19 protein-coding genes are annotated in these 17,629 nt (G+C 70.6%); 10 read left to right on the top strand and 9 right to left on the bottom strand.

Features of this window, described 5'->3' with window-relative positions:
- Positions 1 to 129: 129 nt before the first annotated feature.
- Positions 130 to 693 (top strand): LysM peptidoglycan-binding domain-containing protein, encoded by a 564-nt coding sequence (locus IPK37_16365; protein QQS00409.1) that lies wholly within the window; start codon positions 130 to 132, stop codon positions 691 to 693.
- Between the two features lie 177 nt (positions 694 to 870).
- Here IPK37_16365 and IPK37_16360 read toward each other — a convergent pair whose 3' ends face one another.
- Positions 871 to 1,104: a hypothetical protein gene (locus tag IPK37_16360; protein ID QQS00408.1), complete on the bottom strand. Its 234-nt coding sequence runs from the start codon at positions 1,102 to 1,104 to the stop codon at positions 871 to 873.
- A 41-nt stretch (positions 1,105 to 1,145) separates the two neighbouring features.
- On the opposite strand from IPK37_16360, the gene IPK37_16355 reads away from it, so the two are divergent.
- The gene (locus tag IPK37_16355) at positions 1,146 to 1,820 is read left to right on the top strand and encodes a hypothetical protein (protein QQS00407.1); all 675 of its coding nucleotides are present in this window, start codon (positions 1,146 to 1,148) and stop codon (positions 1,818 to 1,820) included.
- A 252-nt stretch (positions 1,821 to 2,072) separates the two neighbouring features.
- Entirely contained in the window at positions 2,073 to 2,843 is a 771-nt protein-coding gene (gene pgl / locus IPK37_16350) for a 6-phosphogluconolactonase (protein QQS00406.1), read from the top strand.
- A 75-nt stretch (positions 2,844 to 2,918) separates the two neighbouring features.
- On the opposite strand, the gene IPK37_16345 is transcribed toward pgl, so the two are convergent.
- Positions 2,919 to 4,340 carry a short-chain fatty acid transporter gene (locus tag IPK37_16345; protein QQS02956.1) on the bottom strand — a complete coding sequence of 474 codons (1,422 nt, stop codon included), beginning with the start codon at positions 4,338 to 4,340 and terminating at the stop codon, positions 2,919 to 2,921.
- Positions 4,341 to 4,591: 251 nt separating this feature from the next.
- Here IPK37_16345 and IPK37_16340 point away from each other — a divergent pair, with 251 nt between their 5' ends.
- The 7 genes from IPK37_16340 to IPK37_16310 all read left to right on the top strand — a co-directional run bounded on the left by IPK37_16340 (position 4,592) and on the right by IPK37_16310 (position 12,048).
- Positions 4,592 to 5,683, top strand: coding sequence for a C39 family peptidase (locus IPK37_16340; protein ID QQS00405.1), 1,092 nt, complete (start codon positions 4,592 to 4,594; stop codon positions 5,681 to 5,683).
- 209 nt (positions 5,684 to 5,892) lie between these two features.
- Complete coding sequence (locus IPK37_16335) at positions 5,893 to 7,005, top strand: hypothetical protein (GenBank protein QQS00404.1); 1,113 nt, start codon at positions 5,893 to 5,895, stop codon at positions 7,003 to 7,005.
- 213 nt (positions 7,006 to 7,218) lie between these two features.
- Positions 7,219 to 7,965 (top strand): ABC transporter ATP-binding protein, encoded by a 747-nt coding sequence (locus IPK37_16330; protein ID QQS02954.1) that lies wholly within the window; start codon positions 7,219 to 7,221, stop codon positions 7,963 to 7,965.
- 49 nt (positions 7,966 to 8,014) lie between these two features.
- Positions 8,015 to 8,707 carry an ABC transporter ATP-binding protein gene (locus tag IPK37_16325; GenBank protein ID QQS02955.1) on the top strand — a complete coding sequence of 231 codons (693 nt, stop codon included), beginning with the start codon at positions 8,015 to 8,017 and terminating at the stop codon, positions 8,705 to 8,707.
- Positions 8,708 to 8,788: 81 nt separating this feature from the next.
- Positions 8,789 to 10,042, top strand: a complete 1,254-nt coding sequence (locus tag IPK37_16320; GenBank protein ID QQS00403.1) for an ABC transporter substrate-binding protein — start codon at positions 8,789 to 8,791, stop codon at positions 10,040 to 10,042.
- A 132-nt stretch (positions 10,043 to 10,174) separates the two neighbouring features.
- Positions 10,175 to 11,044 (top strand): branched-chain amino acid ABC transporter permease, encoded by an 870-nt coding sequence (locus IPK37_16315; GenBank protein QQS00402.1) that lies wholly within the window; start codon positions 10,175 to 10,177, stop codon positions 11,042 to 11,044.
- Positions 11,041 to 12,048: a branched-chain amino acid ABC transporter permease gene (locus IPK37_16310; GenBank protein ID QQS00401.1), complete on the top strand. Its 1,008-nt coding sequence runs from the start codon at positions 11,041 to 11,043 to the stop codon at positions 12,046 to 12,048. Before IPK37_16315 ends, IPK37_16310 begins: the two co-directional genes overlap by 4 nt.
- A 72-nt stretch (positions 12,049 to 12,120) precedes the next feature.
- On the opposite strand, the gene IPK37_16305 is transcribed toward IPK37_16310, so the two are convergent.
- From IPK37_16305 to IPK37_16275, 7 genes are all read right to left on the bottom strand, one after another.
- Positions 12,121 to 12,288, bottom strand: coding sequence for a hypothetical protein (locus IPK37_16305; protein ID QQS00400.1), 168 nt, complete (start codon positions 12,286 to 12,288; stop codon positions 12,121 to 12,123).
- Positions 12,289 to 12,332: 44 nt separating this feature from the next.
- Positions 12,333 to 13,283, bottom strand: coding sequence for a GTPase Era (era, locus tag IPK37_16300; protein ID QQS02953.1), 951 nt, complete (start codon positions 13,281 to 13,283; stop codon positions 12,333 to 12,335).
- A gap of 26 nt (positions 13,284 to 13,309) precedes the next feature.
- Positions 13,310 to 14,602 (bottom strand): HlyC/CorC family transporter, encoded by a 1,293-nt coding sequence (locus IPK37_16295; protein ID QQS00399.1) that lies wholly within the window; start codon positions 14,600 to 14,602, stop codon positions 13,310 to 13,312.
- Positions 14,603 to 14,614: 12 nt separating this feature from the next.
- A complete protein-coding gene (gene ybeY / locus IPK37_16290; protein QQS00398.1) occupies positions 14,615 to 15,079 on the bottom strand; it encodes an rRNA maturation RNase YbeY in 465 nt (154 codons plus the stop codon).
- A complete protein-coding gene (locus IPK37_16285) occupies positions 15,076 to 16,041 on the bottom strand; it encodes a PhoH family protein (protein QQS02952.1) in 966 nt (321 codons plus the stop codon). The genes ybeY and IPK37_16285 overlap by 4 nt, the downstream gene beginning before the upstream one ends.
- 509 nt (positions 16,042 to 16,550) lie before the next feature.
- Positions 16,551 to 16,856 (bottom strand): hypothetical protein, encoded by a 306-nt coding sequence (locus IPK37_16280; GenBank protein ID QQS00397.1) that lies wholly within the window; start codon positions 16,854 to 16,856, stop codon positions 16,551 to 16,553.
- Positions 16,857 to 16,865: 9 nt separating this feature from the next.
- Positions 16,866 to 17,624 (bottom strand): 16S rRNA (uracil(1498)-N(3))-methyltransferase, encoded by a 759-nt coding sequence (locus tag IPK37_16275; protein ID QQS00396.1) that lies wholly within the window; start codon positions 17,622 to 17,624, stop codon positions 16,866 to 16,868.
- Between the last annotated feature and the right edge of the window lie 5 nt (positions 17,625 to 17,629).

The following is a 17,629-nucleotide window of genomic DNA, read 5'->3' as shown; positions in this document are numbered from 1 at the left end:
GCAAATCGGACATGGGATGGCATGAGGCCAGAGCCGATGTTACGTTCGCCGTGGGTCACGCGCCGGGACCACGGCGCAGCCATGCGGTCCCGCGTGGCCACCGGCCCAAGACTCCAGGGGAGATCCTTTATGAACTCACTGTCCGCAGGCCAGGGCCTGAACCGCGGGGAGAGCCTGTCGTCCTCCACGGGCAAGTTCGTCCTCGCGCTTCAGGACGACGGCAACCTCGTCCTTCAGCAGGGCAGCGACGTCGTGTGGGCGAGCGGCACCAACGGGCAGGGCATCGACCGCCTCAGCGTGCAGGACGACGGCAACGTCGTGCTCTACTCCGGTGGCGACGCGAAGTGGTCCACGGGCACGAACGGCAACTCCGGGGCCCGCCTGGAGCTGCAGGACGACCGCAACGTGGTGGTGTATGGCGGCGACGGCCAGGCCCTCTGGTCCACCGGCACCGACACGGCCGATGGCGACGCCCCGGCCCCCGCCGCCCCGGCCGAGCCCGCGGTCTCCGCCCCGGCGCCCGCGCCCGCCGCGCCAGCGCAGCAGACCTACACCGTCCAGGACGGCGACACCCTGTGGGCCATCGCCGAGCGCTACTACGGCGACGGCAGCCAGTACATGAAGATCGCCACCGCCAACGGCATCGCCAACCCGGACCTCATCAACGTCGGTCAGCAGCTCGTCATCCCGTGATCCGACGGGGTCACCCCGGCACGCGCCAGGGGTGATCGGCGCCGGCGTCCGCTCGAACGCCGAGCGGACGCCGGCGCAGGTCGAGTGTCAGGAGCGGCCGTGGCCCGTCGGGGCCGCGGCCGCTTCGGCGTCCCTGGGCACGAATCCGCGCGTTACGAATCCGCGATGATCCGTGCGCTACGAGTCAGTGACCTGCGGTTCTGCACGCTGCGGGTGTTCCGCCTCCGCGTACCGGGCCCGCAGCCGCTCCCGCACCTCCTCCGGCGTCAGCACCGCGCGGCGCCGCTGATCGCGAACGACCAGAACCCCGGTCGCCGCCACGCCGGCCAGCCCCGCGATGCCCAGCGCCTGCAGCGCGTGCCGCAGCAGGCGGCGGCTTCTCGTGCGGTCTCGGGGGATGCGGCTCGCCATCGCGCCAGGGTACGCCCCGCCAGCCTTGGCACACTGAGCCCATGCCGCTTCCCCCGTCGACTATCCGCCTGGACCACGCCGCCGAGGTCACCCGCACCGGGGACATCTGGATTTTCCGCGGCCGCACGGTGGCCGACCGGGCCATCCGGGTGGCGACGAACGCGCCGGTCAACCACGTCGGCATGGCCGTGGTCCTCGACGATCTGCCGCCGCTCATGTGGCACGCCGAGCTGGGCAAGGGCCTGTACGACGTGTGGGCCGGGGCCCATCAGCGCGGGGTACAGCTGCACGACCTGCGAGCGGCCGTCGACCAGTGGACCGGCCGCTACGCCCAGCAGGCGTGGCTGCGCCAGCTCTCGCCCGAGGTGGACCGGGCCCAGGAGGACGCGCTGCTGCGGGTCATCGCCCAGTGGGACGGTACCCCGTTCCCGTCCACCGCGCGGCTCACGGCCCGCTGGCTGCGCGGCCGGGCGGGTCGCCTGGCCGACCCGCGGCGGTGGCCGCTGCCCGGCCGGCCAGGGCGGTTGGCGCCGGCCCCGATGGACGCCCGGGAGGCCTACTGCGCCGAAGTCGTGGCGGTGACCTACGAGGCCATGGGCCTGCTTGACAACGGCATGCCGAGCAGCTTCTACGACCCCGGACTTTTCTGGAGTGGCGACGAGCTGCGGCTCAGCCGGGGGTTCACGTTAGGAGACGAGATCGCGGTCCAGACCTGAGCGGGCTCGGGCGTACGGCCGCCGATCCCGCGGCCTACCGCCCCCGGCGACCCGGCGACCCGGCCGCCCCGCCAGTTCCGTTCTAGGTGTTTCGCGTTCGGGCTCACGCGGGCCCCGTTCGCGCCGATGTGGCGAACGTGGACATTTCGCGCGTGCCGGGGGCCGCGCGTTGGAGGAAGAGGTGAGGGCGTGGTCGGGCCTGGATTGCTCAGTAGTACGCCGGGGGCCCCGCACGCCTTGGTCACTGGCTCGGTGGACTCCCTGGCGAAGATCGCCGCGCAGCGGGTGGTCGACGCGCTGGCCTTTCGGCTGAAGGACGAGTGGGTCTCCGCCGCGCACGTGGCCATCTCCGGCGGGGTGGTCATCGACGCGGTCGTCGAGGCGCTTGCGGATTCCGTGGCTAAGCACCGAGTGGACTGGGACAAGGTGCACATCTGGTGGACCGACGAACGCTACCTGCCGGAGGGATCGGTGGGCCGGTATGAGACCCGCGCCCGCTCCGCCGGCTTGTATCGCATCGGCGTCCCCCGCGAGCGGATCCATCCCGTCCCCGGCCCGGACCGTCCCAACGACGAGAACCCGGACGAGGCGGCGGCCCAATACGCCAAGCAGCTCCGCAAGTACGCCCCGCACGGCCGGTCGACGCCCATGTTCGACCTGGTGCTTCTCGAGGTCGGCGAGGACGCCAGCACGGCGGGCCTCTACCCCGAGGACCGGAGCCTGAGCCTGACTGACGCGGTCGTTCCCGTGTGGGACGCCCCTGCGCCCGCCCGGCTGCGGGTCACCATGAGCATGCCGACCATCACGGGGTCGGCGCGGGTGTGGTTGCTCGGCATGGGGGCCGAACGGGCCGACGCCGTACGTCGTGCGCTGTCCTGCACCCCCGACGCCAGCGCTCCGCCGGCGGCCCGTGCGCGGGGCATCCTCGAAACCCTGTGGTGGCTCGACCAGCACGCCGCCAAGGGCCTTCCCGACCGGGGCATCACCGCCGTGGAGGAGAACACGCAGGCCCAGGGCGCGTAGACCGGGGACGCGGCGCGGTCGACCGGCCAGCGGGAGCTCGTCGCCGGGCCACCCGCGCCCAGAGGGGCGCTCGGCTCAGCCGATGTGCGGCGCGAGCACCGTCACGGCGATCAGCGCGGCCGGGAAGCAGGCCAGGAACATCGTGAACGTATAGCCCATGATGTCCTTGGCCTTCAGGCCCAGGATCGCCAGCGTCGGCAGCATCCAGAACGGCTGCAACAGGTTGGCGCTGGCCTCGCCGAGGTCGTACACGACGACCATCCAGCCCGCGCTGACTCCGAGCTGGTGAGCGGCATCGAGAACGTACGGCGCCTCGATGACCCACTTGGACCCGCCCGACGGGACAAACACGCCGAGGATCATCGAGTAGAAGGCGATGAGCGGGGGGTAGAAGAACTGGTTGCTGATGCTGGTCAGCACGTCCGCGATCTTGTGGGAAAGCCCCGTGTAGGCGATCATCCCGAAGATCCCGCCGTAGAACGGGAACTGGAGCAGCACCCCGGCCGCCGCGCGGGTGCCCTCGATGACCGACTTCACCATGCTGATCGGGTGCCAGTGCAAAGCCATGGCCAGCAGCAACAGGATCAGGTTGATCATGTTGAGGTCGAGGGTCTGGAAGAAGTCCTTCCCGATGAAGGCACGCCACACCCAGATGAATCCGATGAGGCAGATGAGGACGGTCATCACCGGCGAGTACTCCAGTCGGTCCCCGGGCCGGGTCGGCCGACTGGCCTCCTGGCGCTCCGCGACCTCCGAGCCGGCCCCGAGCAGCGGCCGCAACGTGATGCCGAGCTCCTCAGCGTTCTTGCCGGTGTGCGCCTTGGGCGCGATGAGCCACGCCATGACCACGGCGACCACGAAAATGACGAGCGTCGCGGAGATGGCCCGCCAGTTGAGGATCGTGTCGTTGAGCGGGATCGTGCCCGAGGCGTAGCCGAACTTCTTGATCTCGTTCTGCACGGCGGCCGGGCTGGAGGCCGGGCTGGCCACCTGCAGCGCCGCCGACCCCGAGAAGCCCTGCGCCCACACCGTGCCCAGCCCGAGGAACGCCATCGCGCCTAGAGCCCGATAGTCGGCGTCGGGATTGCGACGGGCCACCTCCTTGGCCAGGATCGCACCGAACACCAGCGAGAACGCCCAGTTCAGGTAGCTGGCGAACATGGACACCGCGGCCACGAACGCCACGGCCGCCTTCGGGGAGCGCGGGATGCCGGCGAGCTTGTCGATCAGGCGAGCCATGGGTGGGGAGCTGGCGACGGCGTACCCGCCGATGACGATCATCGCCATCTGCATCGTGAAGGTGATGAGCGACCAGAAGCCGGCGCCCCAGGCGTCGACGAGGCCCATGCCGGCCGGTGCAGCCGGCGGCTTGGTGGTCGAGGCATTGAAGACGGACTCTCCCCAGGCGAGCCCGAGCAGGAAGATGATGACCGTCCCGACGAGGACGAAGCCGAACGCGTCGGGGAGCCACTTCTCGGTGAAGGCCGTGAAGCGCAGGGCGAGCCGGGCGAGGGCGCCCTCGCGTTCCGCGGCGTCATGGGCGGGAGCTGGCGCTGGGGCGGCGGCGTCGGGGGGCGGGAAACTGGCGCTCGTGCCGCCGAAGGTAGTCGGGCGGCATCGCGTCGTGGGCTAAAGTTCGCCAACCGGTCGTCGTGTCGCAACCCGATCCCCGCATCGGCGCGAGTGACACTCGCAAGGACGGTGTCACGTCCGCTGGTCGCAAGACCGACTCCTGAAGGGTCTCCCGCATGATTCGCCCGCGCACCTCCGCCACGGCTCGCCGCGCCGCCCCCACCCGTTCGGCCCGCCGCGCCGCCACCACGGTGGCCCTCGCGATCACCCTGGCCGGCGGGGGTACCCTGTCGGCGATGGCCGCGGTCCCCGCCGCCGGAGCGCCGACGACGGCGCCGCACGCCGCGGCCGGCCAGGCCGCCGTCGAGGCGTCGGCCTTGGCCACGCGCCGGGGCAAGGACCGGCACCGCGACCCCGACCCGCATACCCCGATCCCGGCGCAGGTGCAGAGCCAGGCCGCTCAGAAGGACGCCGCGGGGGCCGCGGGTGCCGCGGCGGCCGGCGCTTCGGCCGAGACCACCGGGGTGGTCGTCGGCGGGGGCGGCCCGCTGTCGAACCCGCCCGCCGGTGCCCCCGCGAAGGTCAGCGCCGCTGCGCAGAGTGCGGCCACCGCCAGTCCGTCCGCGATGGCGGCGGCCGGACTGCCCGCCCAGGTCGTCCTCGGCTACGCCCAGCAGCCACAGCAGAACTCGTACTACTGCGGCCCCGCCGCCGTCGCCCAGGCGCTCGCGCTGGTAGGCATCAACCGCCCGCAGAGCGAGGTCGCCGAGCGGCTGCGCACCGACGCCGCCGGCTATCAGACGTCGTGGTCGGGCACGTTCACGTGGTACTACGCGCCCGACGTCGGCTCCACGAAGCGGCCCGTCGCGGACGTCATGGGGTCGTACATGTACGGCTACGGCCGCACCGGCCGCTACTACTCGGCGGAGCTGCCGATGGACCCGAGCGCCGCGGACATCGCGACCTACCAGCGCCGGCTCGTGAGCGACACCGCCTCCGGCTATCCCCTGATCGGGGACGCCTGGGAGATGCAGGGTGAGGGGAATCTCCGCCTGCCCGGGCACCCGGCGGTCTTCCCCAATACGTCGTACGACGTGTTCCACTGGTACACGATCCACGGGTACGAGAACTACGGCGCCACGTCGTACATCACGGACTCCGCCGCGGGCAGCCCGTACGTGAGCTGGAGCACCACGATCCCCCGGTACTCCAAGGTGGACTCGGGGACACTGACGCTCATCAACGGCGGCCGCGGGTACGTCTGGTAGTCCTCGGTTCTGGTAGACCCTGAGGTATGTCGGGCAGCACGGAGAACCCGCGGCGTCGGCCGGACGGTCGGCCTCGGCCGACGCGCGGTGGCGCCAGGATGGCGCTGGCTACGGCGTTGACCGGAGCGCTCTTGGCCGGGTCCGCGGCGTGCTCCAGCGCCGGCGTTGGCGCCGGTGGAGAGACCGGCGCTACCAGCGCCGCAAGCTCCTTGGCGTCATCGGGACCGAACGCCGCCGATTCCTCCGGACACGCCGCGGCGCGACCCTCCGCACCGCCCGCGGGCGCGCCGTCCTGGGGCAAGGACCGGCCGGCTTGCGAGGTCGAGCTCCCGGGGACGGTCGAGGCGCGCACCTTCTCCCCCGGCGGCGGCCGCGCCGTCTGGCCGCAGGGCGGGCCGTCGACGCAGGGCTGGCTCGCCGTGACGGAGTACAGCCCGGAGTTCGCGGGCGTGGCGATGTGGAACCTGGGGACGAACGAGCGTCGCGAGGTCTACCGCTTCGCCTCGGCACAGTCCTCGGCGATGGGGGCCTTCGACGGCCGCTACCTCGTCTCCAAGGAGGTCCAGTCCTCCGCGAACTGGAACGTGTTCACGCTGCGCGCCCACGACGTGACGACCGGGCAGACCTGGACCCTGGACACCAATCCTCCGGTCGATGCCACCGGCCACGTGCCGGCGACCCCGCTGGAGTCGTTCGGGGTGCGGGACGGCCGGGCCTGGTGGATCCGCGCGACCGCACCGAACGTCACCGCGGTCAAGCTCGCCGACCTCGCCGACCGACAGGTGCGCCAACTGGCCGAGGGCGACTACGTGACGGCGCACTTCTACCGCGACGGCCTGCTCGTCGAGCACTTCTCGCCGGCGAAGTACGGCGTCCGGGACCTGCTCGACGCGACGGGTGCGGTTCAACCGTTGCCGGCGCGTCTGGCCCGCCTCAACGGCAACCGCTGGGTGTCGGTGGGTCCCCGCGGCGACCTCGCCTGGCTCGACGAGGACTGGACGCGGCTGTCCTACGCCGGGCCGGACGACGACCAGGGCCGGCTGGCCATCCAGACCACCATCAAGGGCAAGTTCCAGAACCTCCCCTCGATCGGGGAGTCCGGGCTGGTCGTGCCGACGATGGAGCCGGGCACCTACTACCTCGACACGACCACGGGGACCTATGCCAAGGTCCTCGGCGGCAACTTCGGCACGCTGCTCGGCCACCGCGTCGTCACGCTGCCCGCGGCCGAGGTCGCCAAGGCGCGGACCACCTCAGGGTATGGGGAGTTGCGCATCCTCGACCTGCCGGCCGGATCACTCGGCGGGTGCCCGGCGCGGTGAACGCGCCGTTAGTCCCGCCCCGCGACACCCTGGGCGCTCGGACGGACCGTCCGGGGCGCTCGTCGCGCCGACCAGGCAGTGTGCGCTAGTTCACCGAACGGCCTTCCGGTAGAAAGACCGAACGAGCCGACGAGGAGGTCAGGCGTGTCGCCGTCCGATGCTGACCGGCCGGACGCCACCGCGCCGGTCATCGCCCCCGCACTGGGCGAGCCCCTGCTGCAGACCCGCGGGCTGACCAAGGAGTTCAGCGGCTTCACCGCCGTCAATGCCGTGGACCTCACCGTCGCGGACGGCACGGTGCACGCCCTCGTGGGCCCCAACGGTGCCGGCAAGACGACGCTGTTCAACCTCCTCACGGGCTTCCTGCACCCGACCTCGGGCACCATCACCTACGCAGGGTCGGACATCACGGGCAAGCACCCGGAACAGATCGCCCACCTCGGCGTGGCCCGCTCGTTCCAGATCACCAGCCTGTTCGACCACATCAACCTGCGCGAGCACGTGGAGCTGGCCCTGGCCTCGCCCACCGGGCTGGGGAAGAAGTGGTGGGTGCCGGCTCGGCGGCTCTCGCAGTTCGCCCCCCGCGCGATGGAGCTCCTCGAGCAGGTCGGCCTCGCCGGCCGCGCCCGCGAGCTGGCCGGGGCCCTCCCCTATGGGCAGAAGCGGGCCCTCGAACTGGCCATCGCCCTCGCCCTCGAGCCTCGGCTGCTGCTCCTCGACGAGCCGACCGCGGGCATGGGCATCGAGGACATCGACCGGACCATCGCCCTCGTGAAGCAGATCGCGCAGGGGCGCACCGTCGTCTTCGTCGACCACAACATGCACGTCGTGGGCTCCCTCGCCGACACGGTCACGGTGCTGCAGGCCGGCAAGATCCTGGCCGAAGGCCCGTACGAGGAGGTCCGCAACGACGAGCGCGTCGTGACCGCCTACCTGGGGAGCGCCGATGTCGCCCACTAGCCCCACCCCCGCGGGCGCGACCGCGCCGCAGGCCCCCGCCGTTCGACCGATGCTGGAGGTCGAGAAGCTCTCCGCGCGGTACGGCGAGGCGCGCGCCCTGTCCGAGGTCTCCCTCGACGTGGGCGCCGGCGAGGTCGTGACCCTCGTCGGCCGCAACGGCGCCGGCAAGACCACGCTGCTGCGCTCGGTGATGGGGCTGCACCACCACGTGCGGGGCCACATCCGCTTCGACGGCAACGACATCGTCAAGCTGCCGGCGCACGCCCGGGCACGCCGCGGCATCGGCTGGGTCCCGGACAACCGGGGCATCTACGCGAGCCTGTCGGTCGAAGAGAACCTGGTGCTCCCGCCGAAGGTCCACGAGGACGCGTGGAGCCTGGAGCGCATCTACGACTTCTTTCCGGTGCTGAAGGAGCGCCGCGCCTTCCCCGGCACGAAGCTGTCCGGCGGCGAGCAGCAGATGCTCGCCATGGCGCGGGTGCTGCGCAGCGGGTCGCGGCTCCTGCTCCTGGACGAGCCCAGCGAGGGCCTGGCCCCGGTCATCGTCGCGCGGATCGGGGAGATCATCCGCGAGATCAAGGCGCACGGTGTCGCCGTGCTCCTGGTCGAGCAGAACGTGAAGTTCGCGGCCACGGTGGCCGACCGCCATTACCTGCTCGCGCAGGGCAAGGTCGTCGAGCACCTCGGCAACGACGAGTTCCGCACCCGAGAGCGCGAACTCCTCACCTACCTCGGCATGTGACCGCGCCCGACGTACCCGCCTTTCGAACCCGCCCCGACGTACCCGCCTTCGATCCCGCACCGCCCCCGACAGGAGAACTCGATGCGCCGTAGCCACCTCACCGCGATCGCCCTGACCGCCTCCGCCTCGCTCGCCCTCGCTGCCTGCGGCGGCGGCGCCGGCGGCCCCCAGGCCGGCGGGTCGAGCAAGCTCACCAACGACAAGGTCGTGATCGGCCTCATCAATGACCAGTCCGGGGTCTACAAGGACGTCTCGGGCCCCAACTCGGGCATCGCGATCCAGATGGCGATCGACGACTACAAGGCGAAGTACGGCGACAAGGCCGTGGCCAAGACCATCGAGCTGGTGCAGGCCGACCACCAGAACAAGGCCGACGTGGCGAACACGAAGAGCCAGGAGATGTATGACCGGCAGAACGCCGACATCATCCTCGACGTGCCGAACTCGGCCGCGGCGCTCGCCATCGCCACCCAGGCGCAGCAGAAGAAGAAGCTCTACATCAACATCAGCGCGGGCTCGACCGCGCTGTCGGGCGAGAAGTGCAACAAGTACATGTTCCACTACGCGTACGACACCGCCATGCTGGCCAAGGTCTCGGCCAAGGGCATCGTCGACAAGGGCGGCAAGAGCTGGAACATCCTCTACCCGGACTACGCCTTCGGTCAGGACATGAACAAGTCCTTCGCGGCCGAGGTGAAGGCCAACGGCGGGACCGTCGGGCAATCCATCGGGACGCCGTTCCCGAGTGAGAACTTCGCGACCTTCATCACCAAGGCCGGCGAGGGCAACCCGCAGGTCATCGGCTCGATGCACGCCGGCGGCGACCTCATCAACTTCGTGAAGCAGTTCAACCAGTCGGCGCTGAAGGGCAAGGCGCAGCTCGCCGTGGGCCTGATGTTCATCACGGATGTCCACTCGCTCGGCGTCGACCAGTTCGCGGGGACGCAGTTCACCGACGCCTGGTACTGGAACTTCGACGACCAGAACCGCAAGTTCGCGGACAAGTTCATGGAGAAGGCCAAGGTCCGTCCGTCCTTCCCGAACGCCGCCAACTACTCGGCCGCGACGCAATACCTGGAGGCGGTCCAGGAGGCCGGCACCGACAACGCCGACGAGATCGTCAAGAAGCTGGAAGGCAAGAAGGTCAACGACCTCTTCCTGCGCAACGGCGAGATCCGCAAAGCCGACCACAAGGTCATCAAGGACTCCTACCTGGCCAAGGTGAAGACCAAGGACCAGGTCAAGGAGGAGTGGGACCTGGAGGACATCGTCACCACGATCCCGGCCGCGCAGGCGTACGGCGAGCCGCAGGCCAGCTGCAAGATGGGCGGCTGAGCCAGGGCCCGTGGGCGGGACTGCACGACGATCCGACGACCCGCCCACGATCCGGCGCCGGCCCTACGACGACCCGACACACTGACCGGGAGCTGATCTGATGCACGTGATGCCACCGCAGGCAGGAGCGAGATGAGCGCGTTCGTCCAGTTCACCCTGCAGGGCCTGGCGGCCGGGGGGTTCTACGCCCTGGCCGCCCTCGGCCTGGCCATCATCTTCGGCGTCCTCGGGGTGGTGAACTTCAGCCACGGCGCCTGCTACATGTTGGGCGCCGTGGCCGCCGCCGTCCTGCTCGGGGAGTTCGGGCTCGGATTCTGGCCCGCGTTGATCATCGTCCCGGTGCTGCTGTTCTGCTTCGGGGTCCTCATGGAGCGGCTGCTGGTGCGCTGGCTGTTGGCGCTCGACCCGCTCTACAACTTCCTGCTCACGTTCGGGCTGACGCTCCTGTTGGTGGACCTCGTGAAGCGCCGGTACGGCGTGTCGGGCCTGCCGTACGAGACCCCGGCGGGGCTGGACGGCCGGGTCGCGCTCGGCGACCTCAGCCTGTCCGTGTATCAGATCTTCGCCTGCCTGTTCTCGCTCGCGGTGTGCGCCGTGGTGTGGGCGCTGCTGACGAAGACCCGGATCGGCATGATCGTCCGGGCGGCCACCGAGGACGCCGACCGGACGAGCGCGCTGGGCATCAACGTCAGCCGATGGGTGACGCCGGTGTTCGGGTTCGGCATCGCCCTGGCCGGCCTGGCGGGCGTGCTGCGCGCCCCGAACGGGGCGATCACCGCCGAGATGGGCGGCAGCTTCATCATCATCCTGTTCGCCGTGGTGGTCATCGGCGGTCTCGGCTCGATCCTCGGCGCCGTGGTCGCCGGGTTCCTGGTGGGCCTGGTGGAGGCGTACGGCCAGGCCTACGCCCCGGCGTACGCCCAGATCGTCATCTTCGTGCTCATGGCGCTGGTGATTCTCGTACGGCCCGCCGGGCTGTTCGGGCGGGAGGAGGCGGCATGAGCACCCAGAGCGAAACCGCGCATCTGCAACTCGACGAGCCGGTCCTCAAGCGAGGGTCGTGGCTGAACCGGGCGCGCATTCTCGTCGCCCTCCTCGTCGTCTTGGCGCTGCCCTGGTATGTCTATCCGCCGGTGGCCTTCGACATTCTCGCGTGGGGGCTGTTCGCCATTTCGGTGGACATTCTGCTGGGCTACACGGGGCTGTTGTCGTTCGGCCACGCGGCGTACTGGGGTTCGTCGGCCTACGCGACCGGACTCGTCGCCATCCACACGGGCGTCCCGTTCCCGCTGGCCGTCCTCGCGGGAATGCTGGTCGCGATGGCGATCGCGGTGCCGGTGGGTTGGTTGTCCGTACGCCGTACGGGCATCTACTTCGCGATGGTGACGCTTGCCTTCGCGCAGATGATCTACTTCTTCGCCAACCAATGGCGCGACGTCACCGGCGGCGAGAACGGCCTGCAGGGCATCCCGCGGAACTTCTTCGGGATGACCCTCGTGGAATCGGACTCGTTCTACTTCTATTACGTCGGGCTGGCATTCGTGGTGCTCGGGGCGCTGGTCGCGTGGCGGGTCGTGAATTCGCCGTTCGGGCGCGTTCTCGTGGCGATCCGCGACAACCCGGCCCGCGCGCGGGCGCTGGGCTACGACGTGGACCGTTTCAAGCTGGTCGCGTTCGTGATCTCCGCGGGCCTGGCGGGGCTGGCCGGCGGCCTGTTCGCGATCTCGCACGGCTTCGCCTCGCTGCAGGAGCTGGATTGGCGGACGTCGGGCAAGGTCGTGCTCATCGCCGTCCTGGGCGGGATCGGGACGTTGTGGGGCGGCCCGATCGGCGCGGCCATCGTGGTGCTCCTGGAGGACAAGCTGGCGTCCAGCGGCTTCGACGGGGTGGGCATCATCACCGGGGCGATCTTCGTGATCGTGGTGTTGCTGTTCCGCCGTGGCGTGTGGGGCACGGCGCGGCACTACCTGGGCGCCGAACTCATGGCGCGCCGACGACGGAACTGATCCCGCCGGCCGACGGCGCATGGAGCAGGCCGCTCGGCCGAGGGCGGGGCGGCTCTCTCTCGGTGCCCGTGGCTAGCCGGGCACCACCCCCTCGACCCCGAACCGGTCGAAGCTGGCAATGGCCGCCCCGTGCTCGACGGCCAACGCTGCGATGCGTGCGTCCGTGATGAGGTTGCCGGCGGTGCCGCACTGCCGCAGCAAACCCCCGAAGACCGCGGAATGACGGATGGTGGGCTCCACCGTCGTCACGGCTGGCCGCAGCCGGAGCAGACCTCGGCGGCGAGTTAGAAGCCCAGGCGATGCAGCTGTTTGGGGTCGCGCTGCCAGTCCTTGGCCACCTTGACGTGAAGGTCCAGGTGCACGCGGTGCCCCAGGAGCTCCTCGATGCCGGCCCGGGCCCGGGTGCCGACGTCCTTGAGCCGCGCCCCGCCCCGCCCGATGACGATGGCCTTCTGGCTGTCCCGCTCCACGAAGACGTGCACCCGCACGTCGGTCAGCGGGTGGTCCGCCGACCGACCCTCGCGGGGGACGACCTCCTCCACCACCACGGCAAGGCTGTGCGGCAGCTCGTCGCGGACCCCCTCCAAGGCCGCCTCCCGGACCAGCTCGGCGATCATCACGACCTGCGGTTCGTCGGTCAGGACGTCGTCCGGATAGAGCTTGGGGCTCTCCGGCAGACGCACCGCCAGCTCCCGGCGTACGACATCCACCTGCTCCCCCCGCGTCGCCGAACACGGGATGATCGCGTCCCAGCTGCCGAGCTGGTCGACGGCGATGAGGTGCTCCGCGAGCCGCCGCTTGTCGACCAGGTCGGCCTTGGTGGCCAGGGCGAGGACGGGGGTACGGCGGGCGCGCTGGAGATCCGCCAGCTCCCGCGCGATGAACGCGTCGCCCGGGCCGGGCTTGGAGTCGGCGGGTAGGCAGAAGCCCACGACGTCGACGTCGAGCAGGGTCTCCCGGACCACGTCGTTGAGCCGCTCGCCCAGCAGCGTCCGCGGCCGGTGCAGGCCTGGGGTGTCGACCAGGATGAGCTGGCTGTCCTCGCTGGTGCTGATCCCCCGGATGGCGTGCCGGGTGGTCTGCGGCTTGCTGGAGGTGATCGCCACCTTCCGCCCCACCAGCGCGTTGGTCAGGGTCGACTTGCCGGCGTTGGGGCGCCCGACGAGGCAGGCGAAGCCTGCTCGATAGGGCGTCGGCGGCGGGGCGGCCGTCGGCGCGGTCGCAGGCTCAGGCATCGGCTCCGGCGTCCGCTCGGGCTCGGTCATTCCTCGTCCTCCTGGGCTGCGTCTGCATCCGCGTCGCTCGCGACGCGGTGAACGAGCACGGTCGCGATCCGGTGCCGCCGGCCCGACATCCGCTCGGCGACCAGCCGCAGCCCGTGCGCCTCCCCCTCGGAGCCGAGGATCGGCACCCGCCCGATGGCCTTGGCCAGCAGGCCGCCGACGGTGTCGACGTCCTCCTCCTCATACTCCAGGTCGAACAGCTCCGCCAGGTCGTCCACGTGCATGGTGGCGTCGACGCGGTAGCCGCCGTCGGGCAGCTCCTCGAATTCTGGAGTCTCGCGGTCGTATTCGTCGACGATGTCGCCGACGATCTCCTCGAGGATGTCCTCGATGGTCACCAGCCCCGCCGTACCGCCGTATTCGTCGATCACAATCGCCATGTGGGTCTGGTCGCGCTGCATCTCCCGCAGGAGGGCGGAGATGGGCTTGGACTCGGGAACGTACGCCGCGGGTCGCATCACCTCGGTGACGGGTTCGGTGACGGAGGATGGTACGTCGTAGGTGCGCTGCGCCACGTCCTTGAAATAGAGCAACCCCACCGGGTCGTCGGCGTCCTCCCCGATGACCGGCATGCGGCTGAACCCGGAGCGCAGGAACAGGGAGGTTGCGGCCCGCAGGCTCTTGGCGGATTCGATGGTCAGCATGTCCGTGCGCGGGACCATCACCTCGCGGACCAGGGTGTCGCCGAGCTCGAAGACGGAGTGGATCATCTCCCGTTCCTCGTCCTCGATCATCTGGCTGTCCCCCGCGAGGTCCACGAGGTCGCGCAGTTCCGCCTCGTTCTCGAACGGGCCGTCGCGGTAGCCCCGCCCGGGCGTGACCGCGTTGCCGGCGGTGACGAGCAGCCGGGCGATGGGCCCGAGGATGCGGCGCAGCCACACGACGTACGGCGCGGCGAGCAGGGACACGACGACGGAGTGCTGACGGCCGAGCGTACGGGGGCTGACCCCGACGATCACGAACGACGCCACGCTCATGACAAGGATGGACGTGCCCATGATCTGCCACACGCCGTCCAGCAGCTGATCCATCGCGAGCGTGGCGAGGACGGCGGCCGAGGTCTCGACGAGGATGCGGACGAAGGTGAGCGTCGAGAGGTAGCCGGCGCTGTCCGACAGGATCAGCGCGAGCCGGTCGGCGCCGCGGCGCCCCTCCTCGACCATGTCATGGGCGGCGTGCCGGCTGACGCGGCCCAGCGCGGCCTCGGAGGCCACCAGCACGAACGTCAGGACCAGGCAGACGAGGAAGCCGCCGATGAGCTGGGAGAGCATGGCGAGGTGGGCTCAGCGGTCCCGGCCGCGCCCGGCGAGATAGGTGAGCAGCAGCGTCCGCTGCAGCTCGAACATCTCCTTCTCGTCTTCCGGCTCGGCGTGGTCGAAGCCGAGCAGGTGCAGGATGCCGTGCGTGACCAGCAGCAACAGTTCCTCGGCGGTGGTGTGGCCCGCTGTGGAGGCCTGCGCGGCGGCCACGTCCGGGCACAGCACGATGTCGCCGAGCACCCCCTCGGGGCTGACCTCGCCGTCCCGGCCGGGGCGCAGCTCGTCCATCGGGAAGCTCATCACGTCCGTGGGCCCGGGCAGGTCCATCCACTGCACGTGCAGGTTGGTCATCGCGTCCTCATCGACGCAGGTGATGCACAGCTCCGAGCGCGGGTTGACGTGCAGGTGCTCCAGGACGTACCGGGCCAGCTCGATGAGTTCGTCCGCGTCGACCTTGTGGTCGGTCTCGTTGAGGACCTCAATGCTCACGGTGGCTCCTTGCCTCCTGGGCCGGGCGGCGCGGGGTGCTCGGGGCGTTGGGTCTCGTCCCAGCGGCCGTAGGCCTCCACGATGTCGCCGACGAGCCGATGCCGTACGACGTCCTGCGCGGTCAGTTCCGCGAAGTGGATGTCATCGACCTCGGCCAGGATGTCGCGCACGACCCGCAGCCCCGACAGGATCCCGCCCGGCAGGTCGACCTGGGTGATGTCGCCGGTGACGACCATCTTGCTGCCGAACCCGAGCCGGGTCAGGAACATCTTCATCTGCTCGGGAGAGGTGTTCTGAGCCTCGTCGAGAATGATGAACGCGTCGTTCAGCGAGCGGCCCCGCATATAGGCCAAGGGGGCCACCTCGATGGTCCCCGCCGCCATCAGACGCGGGATCGACTCGGGGTCGACCATGTCGTGCAGCGCGTCGTACAGCGGCCGCAGGTAGGGGTCGATCTTGTCGTTGAGCGAGCCCGGGAGGAAGCCCAGCCGCTCCCCCGCCTCGACGGCGGGCCGGGTCAGGATGATGCGGTTCACGGCCTTGGCCTGCAGCGCGGCGACGGCCTTGGCCATCGCCAGATAGGTCTTGCCGGTGCCGGCCGGGCCGATCCCGAACACGATGGTGTGCGCGTCGATCGCGTCGACGTACCGCTTCTGCCCCACCGTCTTCGGCCGGATCGTGCGGCCCCGGTTGGAGACGATGTTCATGGTCAGGACGTCGGCCGGCCGCTCGCGGACGTGGTCGCGCAACATCCGGATCGAGCGCTCGACGGCGTCGCGGTTGAGCTGCTGGCCGGTGGCGGCGATGACGAGCAGCTCGTCGAGGAGCCGTTCGGCCAGATCGAGCTCCAGCTCGGGGCCCGCCATGTGGATCTCGTTGCCGCGGACGAAGATCTCCACACTCGGCAGGTTACGCTCCATCGTCGTCAGGAGCTGGTCGTGCGGGCCGAGCAGCGCCAGCATGGGCACCGTCGGGGAACCACGACGACGCGGGACGGGCGCTCCGGCGCGGCGTCGGTGGTGTGGGCACGGGTGGTCTCGGGGGCGCCGGGGCCGGCTGCCGAAGCGGCGGGCTCGGGGGGCACGACGTACGGCGTCGCGGGCGAGGGAAGCTGGTCGGTCATGAGGAGGCCAAGTCTACGGGGCGCGCTGCGGCCGGTTCCCGCGCCGCCCCGCCCGCCAGCACCACAGAGCTCCAGCCGCTGGCACCTGGGCCCTCTATCCGGCTCGCCGCCACGTGAGGCACCTCGCTTCAGGTCGAGTGAGCACACGTACGTACGCGTGCTCACCCGCCGTCACGAGAGCCGCCTCCCCACGGGCAGGGGCGGCGCGGTCGCTGGACCGTTGCCCGCGGCGTCCGGTCATTGCCGTGCAAGTCGTCGAGTTCCTAGCCGGTGGCGAGGTCGTTGGGCCGATGCCAGTCCATAGCGTCAGGGGATCTGATGCGATGCTGACATGATGTGTCACCGGTGTCACCGGTGGCCATCGACCAAGCCAAGCTCGGCCACCAGCTCGGCCAAACTCTCGGTCGCCACATGGCCGGTACGCGCCTCGCTGGCCCGTTGCACGAGGTCCTGCTCCGATTCGCGCCCCGTCGCTGGCTTGAGCCTCGCCAGGTTGCTCACCAGCCGGTCAAGACGGCGACGCCTTTCCGCGTCCTCCAGTTCCTGCCTATCGACCATGGTGGCTGCCGCTTCGGAGAACGTGGCGCTGCCACCAAGAACGCTGAAGGCGGCCATCCAGGACCGCTTCACGCGGGACCTGCCGGACTTGGGCATCGTCACAGCTTACGAGCGCCAGCGGGTGGCGGCCAGGACCACCGCTAGGGCCGCCGGGCCAGCCGTGCCGGAGCGCAACACCGTGTCGCCCAGCCGTACGACGATCGCGCCGGCCCCCTCCAGCGCCGCGAGTTCCTCCGGCGCGATGCCGCCCTCCGGCCCAACGACGAGCAAGACCTCGCCGGCCGACGAGGAATCGTGGCCAGCCAGGGGGTCGGTCGCCGACTCGTGCAACACGTACGCCGTGCCGCCGGCGGCCACGCAGGCCTGCACCCGCTGGACGAGCTGCGGCGTACCCAACGCCCCGGCCACGACGGGCACGGTGGCCCGCCGGGCCTGCTTGGCCGCCGCGAGCACCACGTTGCCCCACTTGCGCAGCGACTTCGCCCCCCGCTCGCCGCGCCAGACCACGACGCAGCGAGCCGCCTGCCACGGCACCACCTCATCGACACCCAGCTCGGTGGCCGCCTCCGCGGCCGCCTCGTCCCGGCCGTCCTTGGCCAGGGCCTGGACCAGCATCAGCCGCGGCGCGGCCGGGGTCGCGTCCCGCACCGCCGACACCCGCGCCGTCAGTTCCCCAGGGCCGACCGCCGACACCACCGCCTCCGCGACCAGACCGCTGCCGTCGGCCAGCAGCACGGATTCGCCCGCGCGCACCCGGCGTACGGTCACCGCGTGGTGCCCCTCCGACCCGGCCACCAGCAGCTCGGCCCCACCCGCCACGCCCGCCAGGGCGCCGGGCTCCAGCCAGAACAGCGGCGCGGTCACGGGTC

The sequence above is a fragment of the Austwickia sp. genome (assembly GCA_016699675.1).
Classification (GTDB): Bacteria; Actinomycetota; Actinomycetes; order Actinomycetales; family Dermatophilaceae; genus Austwickia.
The sequence above is the reverse complement of the archived record's forward strand: the minus strand, read 5'-3'. Positions and strand labels throughout refer to the sequence as shown.

Excerpts from the sequence above, each read along its gene's own strand:
- IPK37_16320 (QQS00403.1), top strand. The coding sequence starts at position 8,789 with ATGCGCCGTAGCCACCTCACCGCGATCGCCCTGACCGCCTCCGCCTCG.
- IPK37_16325 (QQS02955.1), top strand. The coding sequence starts at position 8,015 with ATGCTGGAGGTCGAGAAGCTCTCCGCGCGGTACGGCGAGGCGCGCGCC.
- IPK37_16315 (QQS00402.1), top strand. The coding sequence starts at position 10,175 with ATGAGCGCGTTCGTCCAGTTCACCCTGCAGGGCCTGGCGGCCGGGGGG.
- IPK37_16360 (QQS00408.1), bottom strand. The coding sequence starts at position 1,104 with ATGGCGAGCCGCATCCCCCGAGACCGCACGAGAAGCCGCCGCCTGCTG.
- IPK37_16310 (QQS00401.1), top strand. The coding sequence starts at position 11,041 with ATGAGCACCCAGAGCGAAACCGCGCATCTGCAACTCGACGAGCCGGTC.
- IPK37_16355 (QQS00407.1), top strand. The coding sequence starts at position 1,146 with ATGCCGCTTCCCCCGTCGACTATCCGCCTGGACCACGCCGCCGAGGTC.
- IPK37_16280 (QQS00397.1), bottom strand. The coding sequence starts at position 16,856 with ATGCCCAAGTCCGGCAGGTCCCGCGTGAAGCGGTCCTGGATGGCCGCC.
- IPK37_16285 (QQS02952.1), bottom strand. The coding sequence starts at position 16,041 with ATGCTGGCGCTGCTCGGCCCGCACGACCAGCTCCTGACGACGATGGAG.
- IPK37_16295 (QQS00399.1), bottom strand. The coding sequence starts at position 14,602 with ATGCTCTCCCAGCTCATCGGCGGCTTCCTCGTCTGCCTGGTCCTGACG.
- IPK37_16365 (QQS00409.1), top strand. The coding sequence starts at position 130 with ATGAACTCACTGTCCGCAGGCCAGGGCCTGAACCGCGGGGAGAGCCTG.
- era (QQS02953.1), bottom strand. The coding sequence starts at position 13,283 with ATGCCTGAGCCTGCGACCGCGCCGACGGCCGCCCCGCCGCCGACGCCC.
- IPK37_16340 (QQS00405.1), top strand. The coding sequence starts at position 4,592 with ATGATTCGCCCGCGCACCTCCGCCACGGCTCGCCGCGCCGCCCCCACC.